The sequence below is a fragment of the Bradyrhizobium sp. SSBR45G genome (assembly GCF_030159255.1).
Classification (GTDB): Bacteria; Pseudomonadota; Alphaproteobacteria; order Rhizobiales; family Xanthobacteraceae; genus Bradyrhizobium.
The window spans coordinates 90,491-107,448 of the sequence record NZ_BSCT01000016.1 but is presented as its reverse complement, the minus strand read 5'-3'; the positions used below and the strand labels follow the sequence as shown (position 1 = coordinate 107,448).

Here is a 16,958-nt window from a genome sequence, read left to right as displayed (position 1 = left end):
GAGGCGTGTTCATGGAGAGGATTTGGCGTCGAGCGCGGCACATCGACCATGATTCACGCGCTTCACGCCGCCGGCGGCTTCTCGGCTGCGATCAGCGCGGCGATCCGTGCCTCTTCCTCCGGCGTCAGCTTCAGCGTGACCTCCGTGCCGCGCTGGCTGCGGCGGCGCACCTGCAGCCACAGCGCCAGCCCGCCGCCGAGCAGCAGCACCGGCGGCAGCAGCCACAGCAGCAAGGTCTGGCGCTCGAAGCGCGGCTTCAGCAGCACGAACTGGCCGTAGCGCGCGACCAGGAAGTCCAGCACCTGATTGTCACTGTCACCTGCGGCGAGCCGCTCGCGCACCAGGAGCCGCAGGTCGCGCGCCAGCGGTGCATCGGAATCGTCGATCGACTGGTTCTGGCAGACCATGCAGCGCAGCTCGCGCGACAGATCTCGGGCGCGGGATTCCTTTCCCGGGTCCGACATGATCTCGTCGGGCTGCACCGCATGCGCGGCCGGCGAACTCAACAGCAGCAGCGCGAGCGCGACGGAACTGAGACTGCGTCGCATCCGCCTACTCCGCCGCCTGCAGGCCGCGCAGCCCACGCGCCGGCTGGGGCGCGCCGACACGCAAGCGACGATCCGACAGCGACAAGAGACCACCGAACGCCATCAGCACCGGGCCGAACCAGATCAGCAGCACCAGCGGCTTGTGATAGATGCGCACGGCAAGCCCGCCGTCGGCGGTGGTGTCGCCGAGCGAGACGTAGAGCTGGCTGACGCCGCGTGTCATCAGCGCGGCTTCCGTCGTCGACATGCCGCGCGTTGCAAAGCTGCGCTTGCTCGGCGTCATTACGCTGAGCTGCTTGCCGTCCTCGCTGATCACGAAGGTGCTGACGACCTCGGCGAAGTTCGGGCCCTGGCGCTGGGTCATGCCGTCGAACTTGATCTGGTAGCCGGCGAGATTGCGGACGTCGCCCGGACGCAGCGTAGAGATCAGCTCGCTGTTCCAGGTGGTCTCGCAGACGATGCCAAGCAGGGCTATGCCGAGGCCGGCATGCGCGAACGCGGTGCCCCACACCGAGCGCGGCAGGCCGCGGGTGCGATGCAGCGCCGTCCTGAAAGGCACGCGCGCGATGCCGGTGCGCTCGACCAGATCGACGATGGCGCCGGTGATGACGAACACGCCGAGGCCGATGCCGAGTGGCGCCAGCGCGCTGCCGCCGCGCGCCCAGGCCCAGGCGATCGCGATCGCCGCCAGCGACGCGACGCCGGCCGCCAGCAGCCGCTGCATCGCCGCGACGAGATCGCCGCGCTTCCACGCCAGCATCGGGCCGAACGGCACCATCAGCAGGAGCAGCGCGAACAAGGGACCGAAGGTGAGGTTGTAGAACGGCGCGCCGACCGAGAGCTTGAAGTCGAGCGCCTCCATGATGACCGGATACAGCGTGCCGAACAGCACGGTGGCGCAGCTCACGGTGAGCAGCAGATTGTTGAGCACCAGCGCGCCTTCGCGCGAGATCGGCGCGAACAGCCCGCCCTGCTTCAGCGCGGTGGCGCGGCCGGCGAACAAGGTGAGGCTGCCGCCGATGAACAGCACGAGGATGCCGAGGATGAAGACGCCGCGGGTCGGATCGCTGGCGAACGCATGCACCGAGGTGATGACGCCGGAGCGCACCAGGAAGGTGCCGAGCAGCGACAGCGAGAAGGTCAGGATCGATAAGAGGATGGTCCAGACCTTGAGCGCGTTGCGCTTCTCCATCACGACGGCGGAGTGCAGCAGCGCGGTGCCGGCGAGCCAGGGCATCAGCGAGGCGTTCTCGACCGGGTCCCAGAACCACCAGCCGCCCCAGCCGAGCTCGTAATAGGCCCAGTAGGAGCCCATGGCGATGCCGAGGGTCAGGAAGATCCAGGCCATCAGGGTCCACGGCCGCACCCAGCGCGCCCAGGCCGCATCGATGCGGCCCTCGATCAGGGCGGCGATCGCAAACGAGAACGAGATCGAGAAGCCGACATAGCCGAGATAGAGCATCGGCGGATGCACCGCCAGCCCGATGTCCTGCAGCACCGGATTGAGGTCGCGGCCCTCGATCGGCGGCGTGGCGAGCCGCGCGAACGGATTCGAGGTGGTCAGGATGAAGAGATAAAAGGCGCTGGCGACCCAGGCCTGCACGGATAGCACGCGGGCGCGCAACGACAGCGGCAGATTGTTGCCGAAGGCTGCGACCATGGCGCCGAACAGCGCCAGGATCGACACCCACAGCAGCATCGAGCCTTCGTGGTTCCCCCACACGCCGGTGATCTTGTAGAGCAGCGGCTTCATCGAGTGCGAGTTCTCGAACACGTTGGCGACGGAGAAGTCCGAGCTCACATGCAGGGTGATCAGCGCGATGAAGGACAGGCCGGCGAAGACGAGCTGCGCCAGCGCGGCCGAGCGGCCGACATTCATCAGCGCGACGTCGCGCTGGGCGGCGCCGAGCATCGGCACGGTGGACTGGATCAGCGCCAGCGCGAGCGCCAGCACCAGGGCATAATGTCCGCTCTCTGCAATCACTGGGTTGCTCCTGCGGCGCTCTTGTCAGCACCCTCGCGCATCGACACCGGGCTTGGCGTGGCTGCGCCGGCTGGCGTGGCTGCGCCGGCTGGTTTGGCCGCGCCTTGCGGCTTGCCGTAATCGTCCTTCCAATGGCCCTGCTTCTTCAGGCTGTCGGCGACTTCCTTCGGCATGTAGGTCTCGTCATGCTTGGCGAGCACGGTGTCGGCCTTGAACACGCCGGATGCATCGAGCGCGCCCTCGGCGACGACGCCCTGCCCTTCGCGGAACAGATCCGGCAGGATGCCCTTGTAGGCGACCGGCAGCTTGGCGCCGCCATCGGCGACCTCGAAGCTGACGGCGAGATCGTCGCCGCGCTTCAGCGATCCGGGCTGCACCAAGCCGCCGAGCCGGAAGCGCTTGCCCGGGCCGATATGCTTCTCCGCGACCATGGTCGGCGTCGAGAAGAACACGATGGAGTCGCGCAGCGCATTGAGCACCAGCCCGGCTGCGACCGCGAGCACGAACAGCGCCCCACCGATGATCGTCAAACGCCTCTGCTTGCGTGTCATCCCAAAATCCCGTCGGCGGCCGAAGTGCCGCTCATCCATCCAGCCCGAAAGTCTTCACGCCCTCGTTGAGCTGCCGCAATCGTTCGGCATCGCCCGATACGGCCTGCCGTGCATCCGATAACGCTCCCTTGGCCTTGTCGAGATCACCCATCACGACATAAGCGCGCACCAGGCGCAGCCAGCCCTCGACGTCGCCGCCATCCTGCTTTAGCCGCGTCGCCAGCCGGTCAACCATGCCGCGGATCATCGTATCGCGGTCGCCTTCGCTCATGCTCTTGGCCGCAGCCATCGCTTCGCTCGGCAGCGCCGGCGCCTCGCCGCCGCCGACGCGGGCCAGCGCCGCCGCGACCAGCGGCCGCCACGGCGCGTCCGCCGGGGCCTTGCTCAGCAGCCTCAGCCAGATCGCAGCGGCATCCTGCTTGCGGCCGTCCTGCTCGGCGGCGAGCCCGAGATAGTAATTGGATTTCGGCTCGTCGGCCTCGAGCGCATGCGCGCGCTCGAACTCGGCCTTGGCCTCGGCGGTGACGACGCCGCCGGCGGCGGCCGCGATCATCTCGCCGAGATCGGCGCGCTTGGCGGCGCCGTCGCCGGCATAGGTGATCATGTTGCGGTAGGCGCGAATGGCGTCCTCGGTGCGGCCGAGCCGCGCCAGCACCGGGGCCAGCACGGTCCAGCCGCGGCCGTCGGTCGGGTTCTTCTGCAGATGCTGCTCGACCTGCGACACCAGCGCCTCTAGCGGCTGCGAGCCATCCGGCGGCGCGGCACGGGCGGTGAGCGGAAAGTCGGGCAATTGCGGCGAGCCGAGCGGCAGATAGACGGCGAGCGCCACGACCGGCACCCCGATCAGCGCCAGCACCGCGGCGGCGCGGCGCCAGCCTATACTGGCCTTGACCGGCACCTCGTTCTCCTGGTCGGCGGCCGCCAGCAGCCGGCGGCCGATCTCGACCCGTGCCGCTTCGGCCTCGACCTTGCCGATCAGACCGTTTTCAACGTCGCGCTCGATCTCGGCCAATTGGTCCGTGTAGACGGCGGCTTCGCGGCCGTCCGACGGGGTGCGCGCGCCGAGCCCGAGCGGCAGCAGGACGGCGAAGATCGCCGCAGCCGTCATCACGGCGAACACGAACCAGAGCGTCATCGGGCAGAGTTCCAGTCAGCGCCCACCGGCAGGCGCATCGCGCCGCTTTTAACCAGCACCGTTCCCGGCGGCAATTCACAATTGCCGCCCTGGTACCCCAGCCCGTCGCGCCAAAAAACTCAGGAGGATTACGTAATTACGGCATCTGAATTAAGGCACTTGGATCAGGGCACCTCGAACTCGGCGCTCTTGGCGAGATAGCTGCCGTGCCCGTTGAGGGCCACCAGGATATAGGTCCCCGGCCTGACCTCCTCGGTCAGCCGGATCCGCAGCGAGCCCACGGGGACCGGCGAGGCGATGGTGGTGACAGGACCGGGCAGCTGCGTCCCGCTCGTCTTGTCGACGAGCACGACCTTGGCCTTGATCATGAGGTTGCGATAAGTCGCGCTGACGACGCGGTTCTCGACCTCGACGAAGTTGATGGTGGAAATCATGGTCTTGATGAAAACGTGTGGATTTGAGCGTCCAAAACCTGGACGGATGGAACCTATGCGTGGCCGCGGGCTGCGGTCAACCTAAAATTGCGTTCGAGAAATCGAGTGGATAATAGCAAAAAGTACTAGCCGGCGCGCGAAGATTTTCGCTCCCCATTCATCGCATTTTCAGCGGCCCTACTCATCAACTGGGCATAGTCGTTGCCGAACAGAACGTGGCAGAAGCGGATCGCCGCCGAAACCTGCGACTGCCGATAGGCGCGCGCGCGCGCATCGCCCGATCGCAGCGACTGCACCAGCGCTTCGGTCGCCTTCTCGACGTATTGCTGCAGGTCGGTATAGGTCCTCAGCGTCACCTCGTTGATCGCGAGCTCGCTGGCATAGTTGCGGCACACCGCGACGAACTCGATCAGCGCCGCCACCTCCTCGACCTCGCCGCCGTCGACGCCGGCGCCGGCCGGAATGTCCTTGTCGGCGCGCTGGCGCAGGATGCGGCGGGCACGGCCGGGCACGCTGTCAATCTCAGATTGCAACGCGTTGGAGATGTCGGCGCGGATCGCCGTGAGCTGCTTGCCCCAATTGGATTCCGAGCGCAGGTCGAGCTCGGTGCGCAGGCCGCGGGCGCCGTCATGCAGCGACTTCAGCGTGTCGCCGAGATTGGCGAAATGCCCGCGCCGGATATCGGCGCGCAACGTCGCGGCGAGGTTGGCAAGATCGTTCAGCGCGATGGTGACGGCGACGCCGAACGGGGTCGCGGCGACCCGGATCTCGTCATCGGAGGCGGCGATCTTGGTGGCGAGGCGGATGATCTGCCACGGCGCGGCCAGCCGCTGCATCACCAGCGACAGCGCGAACGGCAGCATCAACGGCGTCTGCAGCGACGGCACGTTGATCGCGTCGGTGACCGAAGCGATCTGGGAATCGCCGAGCACGCGGATGATGCCGGGCAACCGGCCATTGAGGCCATCCAGCGCCTCGCGGTTCTGCAGCACGAGCGCGATCGGCAGCAGGTCCTCGATCACGCTCGGCGCGCCGATGCGGGCGAGCGCGCGCTGGCGGTCGCCCGTGGCATTGGGGCCGACCAGCTTCATCAGCGCCTCGGCCGCCGCAAGCTGCAGCTTGCGGGCGGCCACCTCGACCTCCCGCGCGCTTTCGCTGTGGGCCGACATCGCCGCCTCGAACTCGGCATGGCGCTCCGGCGCACCTTCGCGGCCAAGCCACTGCCAGACGGACAGCAGCGAGGCGCGGCGGATCTGGCCGGGACGCAGCGGACCGGTGGAATCGGTAAGGAACGGCTCGAGCGGCCGGAACAGCCGGCGCGGACCGTCGCCGCTCTGGCGGCGATCCTCGCGCGTCGGCGCGCGGGCGACCTCGATGGCGGGCGGAGGGCGAACGGGTTCGGCTGCGGGCGGCGGGGCGGCAGGCGGCGCGGCGGCTGGCACCAGCGCTGCGGGACGCACCACCTTGCGCAACTGCTCGAGCACGAGCGTGGCGACGGCGACGTCCTGGCCGCGCTCGATGGCCCGCTCGAACTCACGCATCAGGAGCGACTGCGCGTTCGGCGGCAGCTGCCCGAGATATTCCCTCAATCGCTCGTGAGCTGTCTGACCCATGCGCCGGCGTGCAAATTTCCACGGCGAGAGCGCACATCGCGCACCCCGGCCCCGACCATAGCGGGCGCGGTATTAAGAACACCTTTAGGATGGCGAAATTCGCCGGCCCGTTAAACGCCGGGCAACCTCAGCTCGGCCCGCAGGCCCCCGACCGGCGCGTCGCCCAGGGTCAGCCGGCCGCCATAGAGCGCGGCCAGATCGGTGACGATCGACAGCCCGAGCCCGGATCCCGGCTTGGATTCGTCCAGCCGCTGGCCGCGTCGCAGCACCTGGGCCCGCTCGGCGGCCGACAGGCCGCGGCCGTCGTCATCGACGACGATGCGCAGCATCGACGTGGCTCCGGCCTGGGCGGGCGGCTCCACCGCGACCTCGACCGAGACCCGGGAGGTCGCCCATTTGCAGGCATTGTCGATGAGGTTGCCGACCATCTCCTCGAGGTCCTGGCGCTCGCCGCGAAACCGCGCGGCAGGATCGGCGGTCGCCTCGACCACGATGCTGCGGCCGCGATAGATCTTCTCCATGGTGCGGCGCAGCGCCTCGATCGCCGGCGCCACCTCGGTGACCGTGGAGACGATGGTCACGCGCGCCGCGATCCGCGCCCGCTCCAGATGATGGGCGACCTGGTCCCGCATCACGTCGGCCTGCTCCATCACCTTGGCCGCGAACGGATCGGCGGCATGGGTCGTCGCCTCGTTGACGATGACGGACAGCGGCGTCTTGATGGCATGGGCCAGATTGCCGACATGGGTGCGGGCGCGTTCGACGATCTCGCGATTGGCATCGATCAGCGCATTGGTCTCGCGCGCCAAAGGTGCGATCTCGACCGGAAACTCGCCCTCCAGCCGCTCGGCACGGCCGGAGCGGATGTCGGCGATCGATTCGGAGATCCGCTTCAATGGCGCCAGGCCGTAGCGCACCTGGAAGACGGTCGTCAGCAGCAGCACGACGCCGAGCGCGGTGAAGGTGCCGCCGAGGTAGTAGTCGAAGCTGCGGGTCTCGTCGAAGATCTCGGAGGCATCGCCGGCGACGCTGACCAGGAATTTGCCGTCGGTGCCGAGATCGACCGGACGCTCGACCATGCGCAGGTCCTGGTTCTCCGGCCCCTCGACATAGCCGATCCGGATACCAGCCGCGGTCAGCTCGATGCCCTGCTCCTCGAGCTTGGGCAGCTTCTTGTCCCACAGCGAACGCGAGGCACGCACCTCCGGTTTTTCGGTATCGGTGCGGGTGATCTGCCAGTACCAGCCGGACAGCGGCAGCTCGAACAGGGGCTCACCGAGCGACTGGAACTGGCGATCCGGCGGATCGTCGGGTGTCGCGACCTCGGCGATCAAGGTGCGCAGATACAGGTTCAGCCGGCGGTCGAAGGCACGCTCCGTCGCGTTGCGATAGACCGACGACAGCACGATGCCGGTGATGGCGAGAATGACCACGAGCCATGCGGTCGCGGACAGGAACAACCGGGTGGCAAGTGAGCTCTGGCGCATGATCGATCATTAGCGAAACCGCCTGCGCCCGGCCACCTCGAATGGCGGGCGCAGCGATTCGATCAGGCGCCCGCAGCCGGCGGCGGCGTCAGCAGATAACCGAGGCCCCGCACGGTCTGGATGACGTCGCAATCCAGCTTCTTGCGGATGCGGCCGACGAACACCTCGATCGTGTTCGAGTCGCGGTCGAAGTCCTGGTCGTAGAGATGCTCGACCAGCTCGCTGCGCGACACGACGCGGCCGGAATGGTGCATCAGGTAGGACAGCAGGCGGTACTCGTGTGAGGTCATCTTGACGGGATTGCCCGACACGCTGACCTTGCCCGTGCGGGTGTCGAGCGTCACCGGCCCGCAGGTCAGCTCGCTCTGGGCATGGCCGGCGGAGCGGCGCAGCAGCGCGCGAATGCGCGCGAGCACTTCCTCCAGATGGAACGGCTTGGCGACATAGTCGTCGGCGCCGGCGTCGAAGCCCTGCACCTTGTCGCTCCAGCGATCGCGCGCCGTCAGGATCAAGACCGGCATCGCCCGGCCATTGCGCCGCCACGCTTCCAGCACCGAGATGCCGTCCATCTTGGGCAGGCCGATGTCGAGTACGACCGCGTCGTAGGGCTCGCTGTCGCCCAGGTAATGCCCCTCTTCACCATCGAACGCACGGTCCACGACGTAGCCGGCGTCGCTCAGCGCCGTGGTGAGCTGACGGTTGAGATCCGGATCGTCCTCGACAACGAGCAGACGCACGCTTGCCTCCAAAGCTGAACTGCACGATTTCCGCCCTCAAGATGAACCGGAAGGCCGTGAACCGTGCATGAACGGAACCCGACCGACCAGGTTACTTTTTGGTCATCTCGATCGAGCCCGCCGGCAAGGGCCGACAGAATTGGGGCGGATATAAGCTCTGGGGGGATGAAATGAAAAGACCCGCGGGCCTGCCGGCTTGCGCCGGATACCTGTTCACCCGCCAAGCCAGATGGGAGGACCGCGTCCACTCACCTCGCCTGGGTCATTCCTGGGGATGGGCCGTCAGCCGGCGTCACCCTCACGTGTGGAAGAACACGAACCAGATCAGCCCCAGGACCAGCAGGGCCAGTCCGGTCGAAATGGCCAGCATGGCCAGCACCGACGGTCCCAGCTCACCCTGCCGTGCTTCGGTGGGAGTTTCGACGATCTGCTGATGTCGTCTAATTGCCATGGCGCCCTCAGCTCCCTGCTATTGCGTTGACGGTATGCGATCTATCGCGCGCTCCTTTGGCAACTTCGCCCGTCAGATGATGTTCCCTGCGCAGCGCATGACTGCGACCGGTTAACGCCGATCAGCAAATAAGCCCGCGGGCCGCATTGAATCCGGACGCCCGGGTGTTATCCTCGACCGGCGTCTCAGCAGCGCCTGCCGTCGCAGCCGGTTCGTAGCAAGCCGTCAGTTCAGAGTAGGTGGAGTAGGTCATGGCCCCGCGCGCCAATTGGAAGGGTTTTCTGCGGCTGTCGCTCGTGACCTGTCCGGTCGCGCTCTATCCGGCGACGTCGGAGTCGGAGAAGGTCTCGTTCAACCAGATCAACCGCAAGACCGGCCACCGCATCAAATACAGCAGGGTCGACGCCGAGACCGGCGAGGAGGTCGCCAGCGACGACATCGTCAAGGGCTACAAGGTCGACGCCGACACCTATATCGAGGTCACCAAGGACGAGCTCGACGACATCGCGCTCGACTCCACGCACACGATCGAGATCGACGAGTTCGTGCCGCGCACCGACATCGACAGCCGCTATCTGATCCGCCCCTATTACCTCGTCCCCGACGGCAAGGTCGGCCATGACGCCTTCGCCGTCATCCGCGAGACCATCCGCAGCATGGACAAGGTCGCGATCGGACGTGTGGTGCTGACCAACCGCGAGCACATCATCGCGCTCGAGCCGCTCGGCAAGGGCCTGATGGGAACGCTGCTGCGCTACCCCTACGAGGTCCGTAGCGAAGAGGAGTATTTCGACGACATCCAGGACGTGAAGATCACCAGCGACATGCTGGACCTCGCCAAGCACATCGTCGAGAAGAAATCGGCCGAGTTCCAGCCGGAGAATTTCGAGGATCACTACGAGGCGGCGCTGATCGAGCTGATCAACAAGAAGCGCAATGGCGTGACGATCACGGCCAAGGCGGCGCCGAAGTCGAGCGGCAATGTCATCAACCTGATGGACGCACTGAAGCGCAGCCTGGCCAGCGAAGGCGACAAGGCGCCCGCCGAGCAGGCCCCTGCCCCAAAGGCCAAAGCCAAGAAGGCGAAGAAGCGCGTCGAAGGCCAGCGCGAGATGCTGCTGCCGATCAGCGGCAAGAAGACCAAGGAACCGCTGACAAAGGACGAGCCGAAAAAGGCCGACGAGCCGAAAAAGGCCGAGAAGCCGGCCCGGACGGGCGCGCGCTCACGCAAGGCCGGTTGACCAGCCTCGGCTTCACGCCGAATGGTTTCCTGCCGGTGCGGACGGACGAAAGCGGACCGCGAGCCCGCTACTTGATCGAACTGTTGATCGACGTGAACTTGCTGCTGAGGCCCGATCCGAGACCGTTGACGGCCGCCAGGATGACGATGCTCAGTCCACCGGCAATGATCGCGTATTCGATCGAGGTCGCGCCAGCCTGATTCTTCAGGAAGCTCGCAATCAACTGCCGCATCTACCACTCCGGTCGGGCTCGATCGTCTGCCGCGCCGGAACGGCGCACAAACAGGCCGGGACGGACGCCCCTGGGGAACCCTCGGTCATCCGCTTGAACAATCGGTTAACCCGATCAGGTACCGGCGCTGCGGCAATTCGCGCGCCCGCATCCCACGACTTATCCTTTCTCGTCCGCCTCTCCGGTCAAGAGTAGATCGCAAGTCGATGAAACTCCTACGGTTTGCTTCGGATTCGCGAGACCGCCGGCTCGGCGGCGACGAGGTCGCCCGCCGAATTCGCGGCTGACATATTCAGAAAAAATTCGGCTTATCCGCCGGGATCGCGCTCTGATCTGCGTCAACGGTCATGGCGGCGGCGGAGGTAAGGTCTCATTGTGCCGCCATGACCACAGCCGAAACCGCCCGCCCCCAGCTCAAGATCCGCAGCGTCGCGCTCGACACCGGCCGCGAGAACGTCGTCGTGATCTCCCGCCGTTCGCGCGCATTGCGGCCTGAGGTCTTCAGCGGCTTCAGCCGGGTCGAGTTGCGCTGCAATTCGCGAACCCTGCTCGCCACCCTGCTGATCACCGACGACGACGCGCTGGTCGGGCCCGACGAGATCGGCCTGTCGGAGCCGGCGCTGCGACGCTTCGCCGAGCCGGCCGGCACCTTGGCGACGGTCTCGCCGGCCACCCCGCCCGACAGCCTCGAGGCCGTCCGCGCCAAGATCCGCGGCGAGACCTTGAGCGACCAGGCGATCACCGCCGTCATCGAGGACCTCGCCCACTATCGCTATTCCGACATGGAGATCGCGGCGTTCCTGATCGGCTCGGCCAGCTTCATGACCTCGGGCGAACTGCTCGCCCTGACGCGGGCGATGGCCAATGCCGGCACGCAACTGACTTGGCCGGAGCCTGTCGTGGTCGACAAGCACTGCATCGGCGGCATCCCCGGCAACCGGACCTCGATGGTCGTGGTGCCGATCGTCGCGGCCCATGGCCTGACGATTCCGAAGACCTCCTCGCGCGCGATCACCTCGCCGGCCGGCACCGCCGACACGATGGAAGTGCTGGCGCGGGTGAATGTCGGCGTCGAGGAGATGAAATCGATCGTGGCGGCCTGCAACGGTTGCGTGATCTGGGGCGGCCACGTCAATTTGTCGCCGGCCGACGACATCCTGATCTCGGTCGAGCGCCCGCTCAGCCTCGACACCCGCGAGCAGATGGTCGCCTCGATCATCTCGAAGAAGCTTGCCGCCGGCTCGACGCATCTGCTGCTCGACCTGCCGGTCGGCCCGACCGCCAAGCTCACCAACGGCGCCGACGCGATGCGCCTGCGCAAGCTGTTCGAATTCGTCGGCGACCGGTTCGGCCTCAAGGTCGAGGTGATCACGACCGATGGCCGGCAGCCGATCGGCAACGGCATCGGACCGGTGCTGGAGGCGCGCGACGTGATGGCGGTGCTCGGCAACGAGCCGTCGGCGCCCACGGATCTGCGCGAGAAGTCGCTGCGGCTGGCCGCGCATCTGCTCGAATATGATCCGAAGCTGCGCGGCGGCGCCGGCTATGGCAGGGCGCGCGAGCTGCTCGACAGCGGCGCGGCGCTGAAGCAGATGCAGAAGATCATCGACGCGCAGGGACCGACCACAAGCCGCAGCGAGCTCGGCGATCTCGCTTTCGACGTCAGGGCCGACCGCGACGGCATCGTCTCCGCGATCGATTGCCTGCGGCTGAATCGCCTGGCGCGCACCGCCGGTGCGCCGGTCAACAAGGGCGCCGGGATCAGGCTGTTCAAGAAGATCGGCGACCGAGTCGACCAGGGCGAGCCACTCTACCGCGTCTTCACCTGCGATCCGTCGGAGCATGACCTGGCCGCGACCGCCGCCAGTGCCGATAACGGCTACGCCTTCGCCGAGGGACCGAACGGTCACCGGTGATGGGCCGACGTCGAACTTTCATCCAGATGTCCGAGGAGATCGCCGCATGAGTGTCAGCCTTCGCTTCTGCGGTGCCGCGCATACGGTGACCGGCTCGTGCTACCTCGTGCGCACCGACAAGGGCCAGATCCTGATCGATTGCGGCCTGTTCCAGGGCCAGAAGACGCTGAAGGAGCTGAACTACGGCGACTTCCCGTTCCGTCCCGCCGATATCGACGCCGTGCTGCTGACGCATGCGCATATCGACCATAGCGGCCTGCTGCCCAAGCTGGTCCGGATGGGCTTCGACGGCCGCATCTTCGCGACGCGCGGCACCATCGATCTCTGCTCATGGATGCTGCCCGATGCCGGCAACATCCAGGAGCAGGAGGTGCTGGCGCTTAACCGCCGCAACATTGCGCGCGGCCGCGGCGAGGTCAGGCCGATCTATACGCAGGCCGACGCGATCGCTTCGCTGCAATATTTCCAGGCGGTGGCCTACGAGACCTGGACCGACATCATTCCCGGCATTCGCGCCCGCTACTGGAATGCCGGACATCTCCTGGGCTCGGCGTCGATCGAGATCGAATTCGCAGGCCAGGGCGCCGATGGCGGGGCGCTGCGGCTGCTCGCCTCCGGCGACGTCGGCCCTGACGCCAAGCTGCTGCAGCCCGATCCGCGGGCGCCGGAGGGGTTCGACTACGTGATCTCCGAGGCCACCTATGGCGACCGCATCCGCGAGCCGACCACGCCGGAGCTGCGCCGCAGCCGTCTCGCCGGCGAGGTGCGCGACGCCGCGTCCGCCAAGGGCGCGCTGCTGATCCCGGCCTTTGCGGTCGAGCGGACGCAGGAGCTGATCGTCGATCTCGTCGGCCTGATGGAGCGCGGCGAGATTCCGGCCGCGCCGATCTTCCTGGACTCGCCGCTGGCCATCCACGCCACCGAGGTGTTTCGCGCGCACACCGAGAGCCTCGACGGCGGCAGCGATGTCGGCCGCCTGTTGTCGTCGCCGCATCTGCGCTTCACCGAGACAGTCGACGAGAGCAAGGCGATCGCCAAGCTGACCGGCTTCCACATCATCATCGCCGCCAGCGGCATGTGCGATGCCGGCCGCATCCGCCATCATCTGAAGCGCTGGCTCTGGAACAGCCGCGCGACGGTGCTGCTGGTCGGCTATCAGGCCAACGGCACGCTCGGCCGCTTCCTGCAGGACGGCGTCAAGGCGGTGCGCATCCAGGGCGAGGAGATCAAGGTCGCGGCGCGCATCCGCATGATCGACGACTACTCCGGCCATGCCGACGGTGCCGAGATCGCGCGCTGGATCGCGGCCCGCCGCCCGATCGCGCGCGGGCTGTTCCTGTCGCATGGCGAGGAGGCTGCGATCGAAGCTTTGGCCACACGCGTCGCCGAGCGGATCGTGCCGTCGGCGAAGGTGTTTTCGCCCCTGCTCGACGATGTCTACGAGCTCACCAGCGCGGCGCCGACGCTGCTCGATGTGGCGCGACGGCGGCGGCTCGCGCCGGAGGCGGTCACGCGGCTCGACTGGCACAACGACATGTCGGGCCTGCTGCTCGACATTCACGAACGCATCGAACAGGCCGCGGACGATCGCGCCCGCGGCGTCATCATCCGCCGTCTGCGCCGGGCGCTCGATGAGTGACGCGGCTGACCTCGCCGTGAGCGCGGCACGTCTGCGGCGCCCCCTCGTCGTCGAACGGTCACACTTTGATCGCAACCTGACAGGCTCGAATATCGATCGCGACGCACCATGCCCGGAAGCAAGGCTGCCGGACAGCACGCCATCTGCGCTTGTGCATAGCTTGGGGCACAACGCGCAGCCGGCTGGCCTCGGAACACGATTCTGATACGCTCCGCGCGTGGTTCACGACAACGGCACGATCCGGGTGAATCCGGGCAGGTGGGGAAACGGGGGCGCTCACATGCATCAACCATCGAAATGGTCTGCGGGACTGATCGTCGTCGGCGTGCTCTGGCTCGCCGCCATGAGCTTCAAGACCGCGGGAGTCGAGGACGATATCGCGCCACGGGCAAAGCAAGCCGTGGCGGCCGCCCTGCCCGATACCGCTGCGGCGCTCAAGGTCTCAGTCGCAGGCCGCGACGTTCGCATCGAGGGGCCGGAGTTCAGCGCTGATCAGTCGGACCGGTTGAACGATGCTGCCGCGGTGAACGGCGTTCGCCTCGTCGATGGCAACTACGACAAGCTGCCGATGCCAAAACCCTATGCGTTCCGCGCCGAGCGCGACGGCAACCGGCTCGTGCTCACCGGCGCTGTGCCGACGCCGGCCGTGCGAGAGGCGGTGCTCAATGCCGCCCGTGGCACCGGCGTCGGCGAGGTGGTCGATCGACTCGGCTATGGCCTGGGCGCTCCGGTCAACTTCGCCGCGATCGCCGGCCACGGGCTGGTGCAGGCCGCCAAGCTCAATGGCGGCAAGTTCTCGCTGGCCGACAAGGCCTATGCGATCGCCGGTGCAGCCGTATCGTCCGACATCTATGAGTCGGCCATCGCCGCAACGCGGCAGCTGCCAGCCGGCGCGGTGCTCGACAAGGTGGATATCCTGCCGCCGGAGGCGAAGCCCTTCATCTGGAGCGCAGATCGCAACGGCAAGTCGATCGTGATGTCCGGCGTCGTTCCGAGCGACGATATCCGGCGCGCGCTCGAAGCCGCCGCGGTCAAGGCATGGCCGGGCTCGTCGGTGACGCACCAGATGCAGATTGCCCGCGGCGCACCGGCCGGCGACTTCAACGCCTATGCGGCTTACGCGCTCGCAGAGCTCGGCCGCCTGAGCAACGGGCGCGTCGTCATCTCCGACGCCAGCTACGCGATCTCGGGCGAAGCGCCCTCCACCGCCGCCTATGACGAAGCGATCGCAGCGACCACCCGGCTGCCGAGCGGACTGACACTTGCGAAGGCGGAGATCCTGCCGCCGGAGATCAAGCCGTATCGCTGGTCGGCTGAGTTTGACGGCGCGCATCTCAGCCTGGCCGGTCTCGCCCCAAGCGGCGCCGCGCGCGAGGCGATGCTGGGCTCGGCCAGCGGACAGTTCGACGGCAAGGTGATCAAGAGCGAGATCGGAATCGCGCGCGGCGCCCCGGGGGGCGACGTGGCACAGGCGACCGGGAGCCTGCTGAGGGAGCTCGGCAGGCTCGCCCAGGGCCGCGCCGAGATCAACGACACCCAGATCTCGATCCGCGGTGTCGGGCTCGCCAACGTCACCGGTGCGGGCGTTCGCGAAGCGCTGGCCGGTGCCCTGCCGGCACCGTTCACGCTCGCCGCCGTCGACGTGCGCGACGGTCCGGTGTCGCCTTATGCGTTCGGGCTGCAGAAGCAGGAGGGCCGCGTGCAGCTCAGCGGCTACGTGCCCGACGAGGCCGCACGGCGCGACGTGCTGGGCGCGGCAACATCGAGCTTCGCCACCGAAACGGTCGAAGATGGCCTGAAGGTCGCCGACGGCGCCCCGAAGGATCTGGTCAAATCGCTCACCGCGACATTCCCGGCGCTGGCGCGGCTGTGGTCGGCGAAGCTGTCCGCGAAGGATGCGGCCATCACCATCGAGGGCGAAGCGATCTACGACAAGTCGGCCGAGCAGGTTCGCAAGGCGCTCGCCGAGGCGGCCGGCGGCGACATCAAGCTCGCCGGAATCACGATCGGGCTGAAGCCGGAGAGCCCACCGCTGCCGATCCCCGAATGCCAGCCGGCGCTCGAAGGGCTGCTGGCCAAGGGACGGATTCGCTTCGGCACCGGCAGCGCCGATCTCAGCCGCGAGTCGCTGGCCCTGCTCGACCACATCGTCGGCGTCGTTCAGCGCTGCAAGGAGGCCGAGATCGCGATCGAAGGCCACACCGACAATGTCGGCGACGAGGAGAACAACATGGATCTCTCGAAGCGGCGGGCAGCGGCGGTGGTCAGCTATATCAGCGAGGCCGGCATCGACACCTCGCGCATGACCTCGGAAGGCTACGGCCAGACCAAGCCGGTCGCCTCGAACGATACGCCGGAAGGCCGTGCGCAGAACCGCCGCATCGAATTCGTCGTGAAGTGAGGCGCTGACATCATGATGTACGACCTTGCAACATTTCCGTTCTGGATCCTCCTCGCCGCCCTGATCGGCGGCTTCGTCGGCTGGCACACCTGGTCGAACGATCCGCGGCCGGACTGGCTGAGGAGCTGGCTGCTGCCGACGACGCTGGGGATCGTCATCGGGATCATGATGGCGCTGCTCGCGGTGCTGCCGGGCCGCGCCGGGCTATGGCTCGAGGTCGGATTGCTGATGGTCGGCGCCTATGTGCTCGGCTGCCTGGCTGGCGGTCAGCTGAAGGAATATGCCGGGCTCGGCGACACCAGCGCGATGTCGCCGGGAGGTCCGGGAGACGGCTTCGCGTTCGCCGCACCCCCGCAGGCCCGCCAGATGGCGGACAGCCCGCCCCAATCGCCCGCCGCTGCGCAGCTCGCCGGCAGCGTCGAGGCCGATCGCCTGGCTGCCGAGACGGCTGCAAAAGCCGAAGCCGATCGCTTGGCCGCTGAAGCCGCCGCGAAAGCCGAGGCCGATCGCCTTGCCGCCGAAGCGGCTGCGAAAGCCGAGGCAGATCGCCTGGCCGCTGAGGCCGCCGCGAAAGCCGAGGCCGATCGTC

Annotated in this window: 14 protein-coding genes and 1 pseudogene; 5 read left to right on the top strand and 10 right to left on the bottom strand. The window is 67.3% G+C overall.

Features of this window, described 5'->3' with window-relative positions; genetic code table 11:
* Window positions 1-62: 62 nt before the first annotated feature.
* The 9 genes from QQL87_RS19535 to QQL87_RS19495 all read right to left on the bottom strand — a co-directional run bounded on the left by QQL87_RS19535 (window position 63) and on the right by QQL87_RS19495 (window position 8,940).
* Complete coding sequence (locus QQL87_RS19535; RefSeq protein WP_284418943.1) at window positions 63-548, bottom strand: cytochrome c-type biogenesis protein; 486 nt, start codon at window positions 546-548, stop codon at window positions 63-65.
* 4 nt (window positions 549-552) lie between these two features.
* Window positions 553-2,532, bottom strand: coding sequence for a heme lyase CcmF/NrfE family subunit (locus QQL87_RS19530; protein WP_284418942.1), 1,980 nt, complete (start codon window positions 2,530-2,532; stop codon window positions 553-555).
* Window positions 2,529-3,083, bottom strand: a complete 555-nt coding sequence (gene ccmE, locus QQL87_RS19525; protein WP_284418941.1) for a cytochrome c maturation protein CcmE — start codon at window positions 3,081-3,083, stop codon at window positions 2,529-2,531. Before ccmE ends, QQL87_RS19530 begins: the two co-directional genes overlap by 4 nt.
* 31 nt (window positions 3,084-3,114) lie before the next feature.
* The gene (ccmI, locus tag QQL87_RS19520; RefSeq protein ID WP_284418940.1) at window positions 3,115-4,218 is read right to left on the bottom strand and encodes a c-type cytochrome biogenesis protein CcmI; all 1,104 of its coding nucleotides are present in this window, start codon (window positions 4,216-4,218) and stop codon (window positions 3,115-3,117) included.
* 164 nt (window positions 4,219-4,382) lie between these two features.
* Window positions 4,383-4,652 carry a hypothetical protein gene (locus tag QQL87_RS19515; protein WP_284418939.1) on the bottom strand — a complete coding sequence of 90 codons (270 nt, stop codon included), beginning with the start codon at window positions 4,650-4,652 and terminating at the stop codon, window positions 4,383-4,385.
* A 125-nt stretch (window positions 4,653-4,777) separates the two neighbouring features.
* Window positions 4,778-6,265, bottom strand: a complete 1,488-nt coding sequence (locus tag QQL87_RS19510; RefSeq protein ID WP_284418938.1) for a hypothetical protein — start codon at window positions 6,263-6,265, stop codon at window positions 4,778-4,780.
* 110 nt (window positions 6,266-6,375) lie between these two features.
* A complete protein-coding gene (locus tag QQL87_RS19505; protein WP_284418937.1) occupies window positions 6,376-7,752 on the bottom strand; it encodes an ATP-binding protein in 1,377 nt (458 codons plus the stop codon).
* A 62-nt stretch (window positions 7,753-7,814) separates the two neighbouring features.
* Complete coding sequence (locus QQL87_RS19500; protein WP_006614547.1) at window positions 7,815-8,489, bottom strand: response regulator transcription factor; 675 nt, start codon at window positions 8,487-8,489, stop codon at window positions 7,815-7,817.
* A gap of 298 nt (window positions 8,490-8,787) precedes the next feature.
* Complete coding sequence (locus QQL87_RS19495; RefSeq protein ID WP_284418936.1) at window positions 8,788-8,940, bottom strand: hypothetical protein; 153 nt, start codon at window positions 8,938-8,940, stop codon at window positions 8,788-8,790.
* 251 nt (window positions 8,941-9,191) lie between these two features.
* Here QQL87_RS19495 and ku point away from each other — a divergent pair, with 251 nt between their 5' ends.
* Window positions 9,192-10,181, top strand: a complete 990-nt coding sequence (ku, locus tag QQL87_RS19490; protein WP_284418935.1) for a non-homologous end joining protein Ku — start codon at window positions 9,192-9,194, stop codon at window positions 10,179-10,181.
* A 67-nt stretch (window positions 10,182-10,248) separates the two neighbouring features.
* Here the strand turns inward: ku and QQL87_RS19485 are convergent, their stop codons facing one another.
* Window positions 10,249-10,413, bottom strand: a complete 165-nt coding sequence (locus tag QQL87_RS19485) for a Flp family type IVb pilin (RefSeq protein WP_284418933.1) — start codon at window positions 10,411-10,413, stop codon at window positions 10,249-10,251.
* 383 nt (window positions 10,414-10,796) lie between these two features.
* On the opposite strand from QQL87_RS19485, the gene QQL87_RS19480 reads away from it, so the two are divergent.
* From QQL87_RS19480 to QQL87_RS19465, 4 genes and pseudogenes are all read left to right on the top strand, one after another.
* On the top strand, window positions 10,797-12,329 hold the full coding sequence (locus tag QQL87_RS19480; protein WP_284418932.1) for a thymidine phosphorylase family protein: 1,533 nt from the start codon (window positions 10,797-10,799) through the stop codon (window positions 12,327-12,329).
* Window positions 12,330-12,375: 46 nt separating this feature from the next.
* A complete protein-coding gene (locus QQL87_RS19475; protein WP_284418931.1) occupies window positions 12,376-13,968 on the top strand; it encodes an MBL fold metallo-hydrolase in 1,593 nt (530 codons plus the stop codon).
* Window positions 13,969-14,248: 280 nt separating this feature from the next.
* A complete protein-coding gene (locus tag QQL87_RS19470) occupies window positions 14,249-16,369 on the top strand; it encodes an OmpA family protein (RefSeq protein WP_284418930.1) in 2,121 nt (706 codons plus the stop codon).
* Window positions 16,370-16,381: 12 nt separating this feature from the next.
* A pseudogene (locus QQL87_RS19465) lies at window positions 16,382-16,958 on the top strand (cell envelope biogenesis protein TolA); the annotation flags it as partial.

What these genes read in the sequence shown, in the direction of transcription:
- ku (WP_284418935.1), top strand. Translation starts at nt 9,192, where the DNA reads ATGGCCCCGCGCGCCAATTGGAAGGGTTTTCTGCGGCTGTCGCTCGTG.
- QQL87_RS19515 (WP_284418939.1), bottom strand. Translation starts at nt 4,652, where the DNA reads ATGATTTCCACCATCAACTTCGTCGAGGTCGAGAACCGCGTCGTCAGC.
- QQL87_RS19505 (WP_284418937.1), bottom strand. Translation starts at nt 7,752, where the DNA reads ATGCGCCAGAGCTCACTTGCCACCCGGTTGTTCCTGTCCGCGACCGCA.
- QQL87_RS19495 (WP_284418936.1), bottom strand. Translation starts at nt 8,940, where the DNA reads ATGGCAATTAGACGACATCAGCAGATCGTCGAAACTCCCACCGAAGCA.
- QQL87_RS19480 (WP_284418932.1), top strand. Translation starts at nt 10,797, where the DNA reads ATGACCACAGCCGAAACCGCCCGCCCCCAGCTCAAGATCCGCAGCGTC.
- ccmE (WP_284418941.1), bottom strand. Translation starts at nt 3,083, where the DNA reads ATGACACGCAAGCAGAGGCGTTTGACGATCATCGGTGGGGCGCTGTTC.
- QQL87_RS19535 (WP_284418943.1), bottom strand. Translation starts at nt 548, where the DNA reads ATGCGACGCAGTCTCAGTTCCGTCGCGCTCGCGCTGCTGCTGTTGAGT.
- QQL87_RS19510 (WP_284418938.1), bottom strand. Translation starts at nt 6,265, where the DNA reads ATGGGTCAGACAGCTCACGAGCGATTGAGGGAATATCTCGGGCAGCTG.
- QQL87_RS19470 (WP_284418930.1), top strand. Translation starts at nt 14,249, where the DNA reads ATGCATCAACCATCGAAATGGTCTGCGGGACTGATCGTCGTCGGCGTG.
- QQL87_RS19475 (WP_284418931.1), top strand. Translation starts at nt 12,376, where the DNA reads ATGAGTGTCAGCCTTCGCTTCTGCGGTGCCGCGCATACGGTGACCGGC.
- ccmI (WP_284418940.1), bottom strand. Translation starts at nt 4,218, where the DNA reads ATGACGCTCTGGTTCGTGTTCGCCGTGATGACGGCTGCGGCGATCTTC.
- QQL87_RS19485 (WP_284418933.1), bottom strand. Translation starts at nt 10,413, where the DNA reads ATGCGGCAGTTGATTGCGAGCTTCCTGAAGAATCAGGCTGGCGCGACC.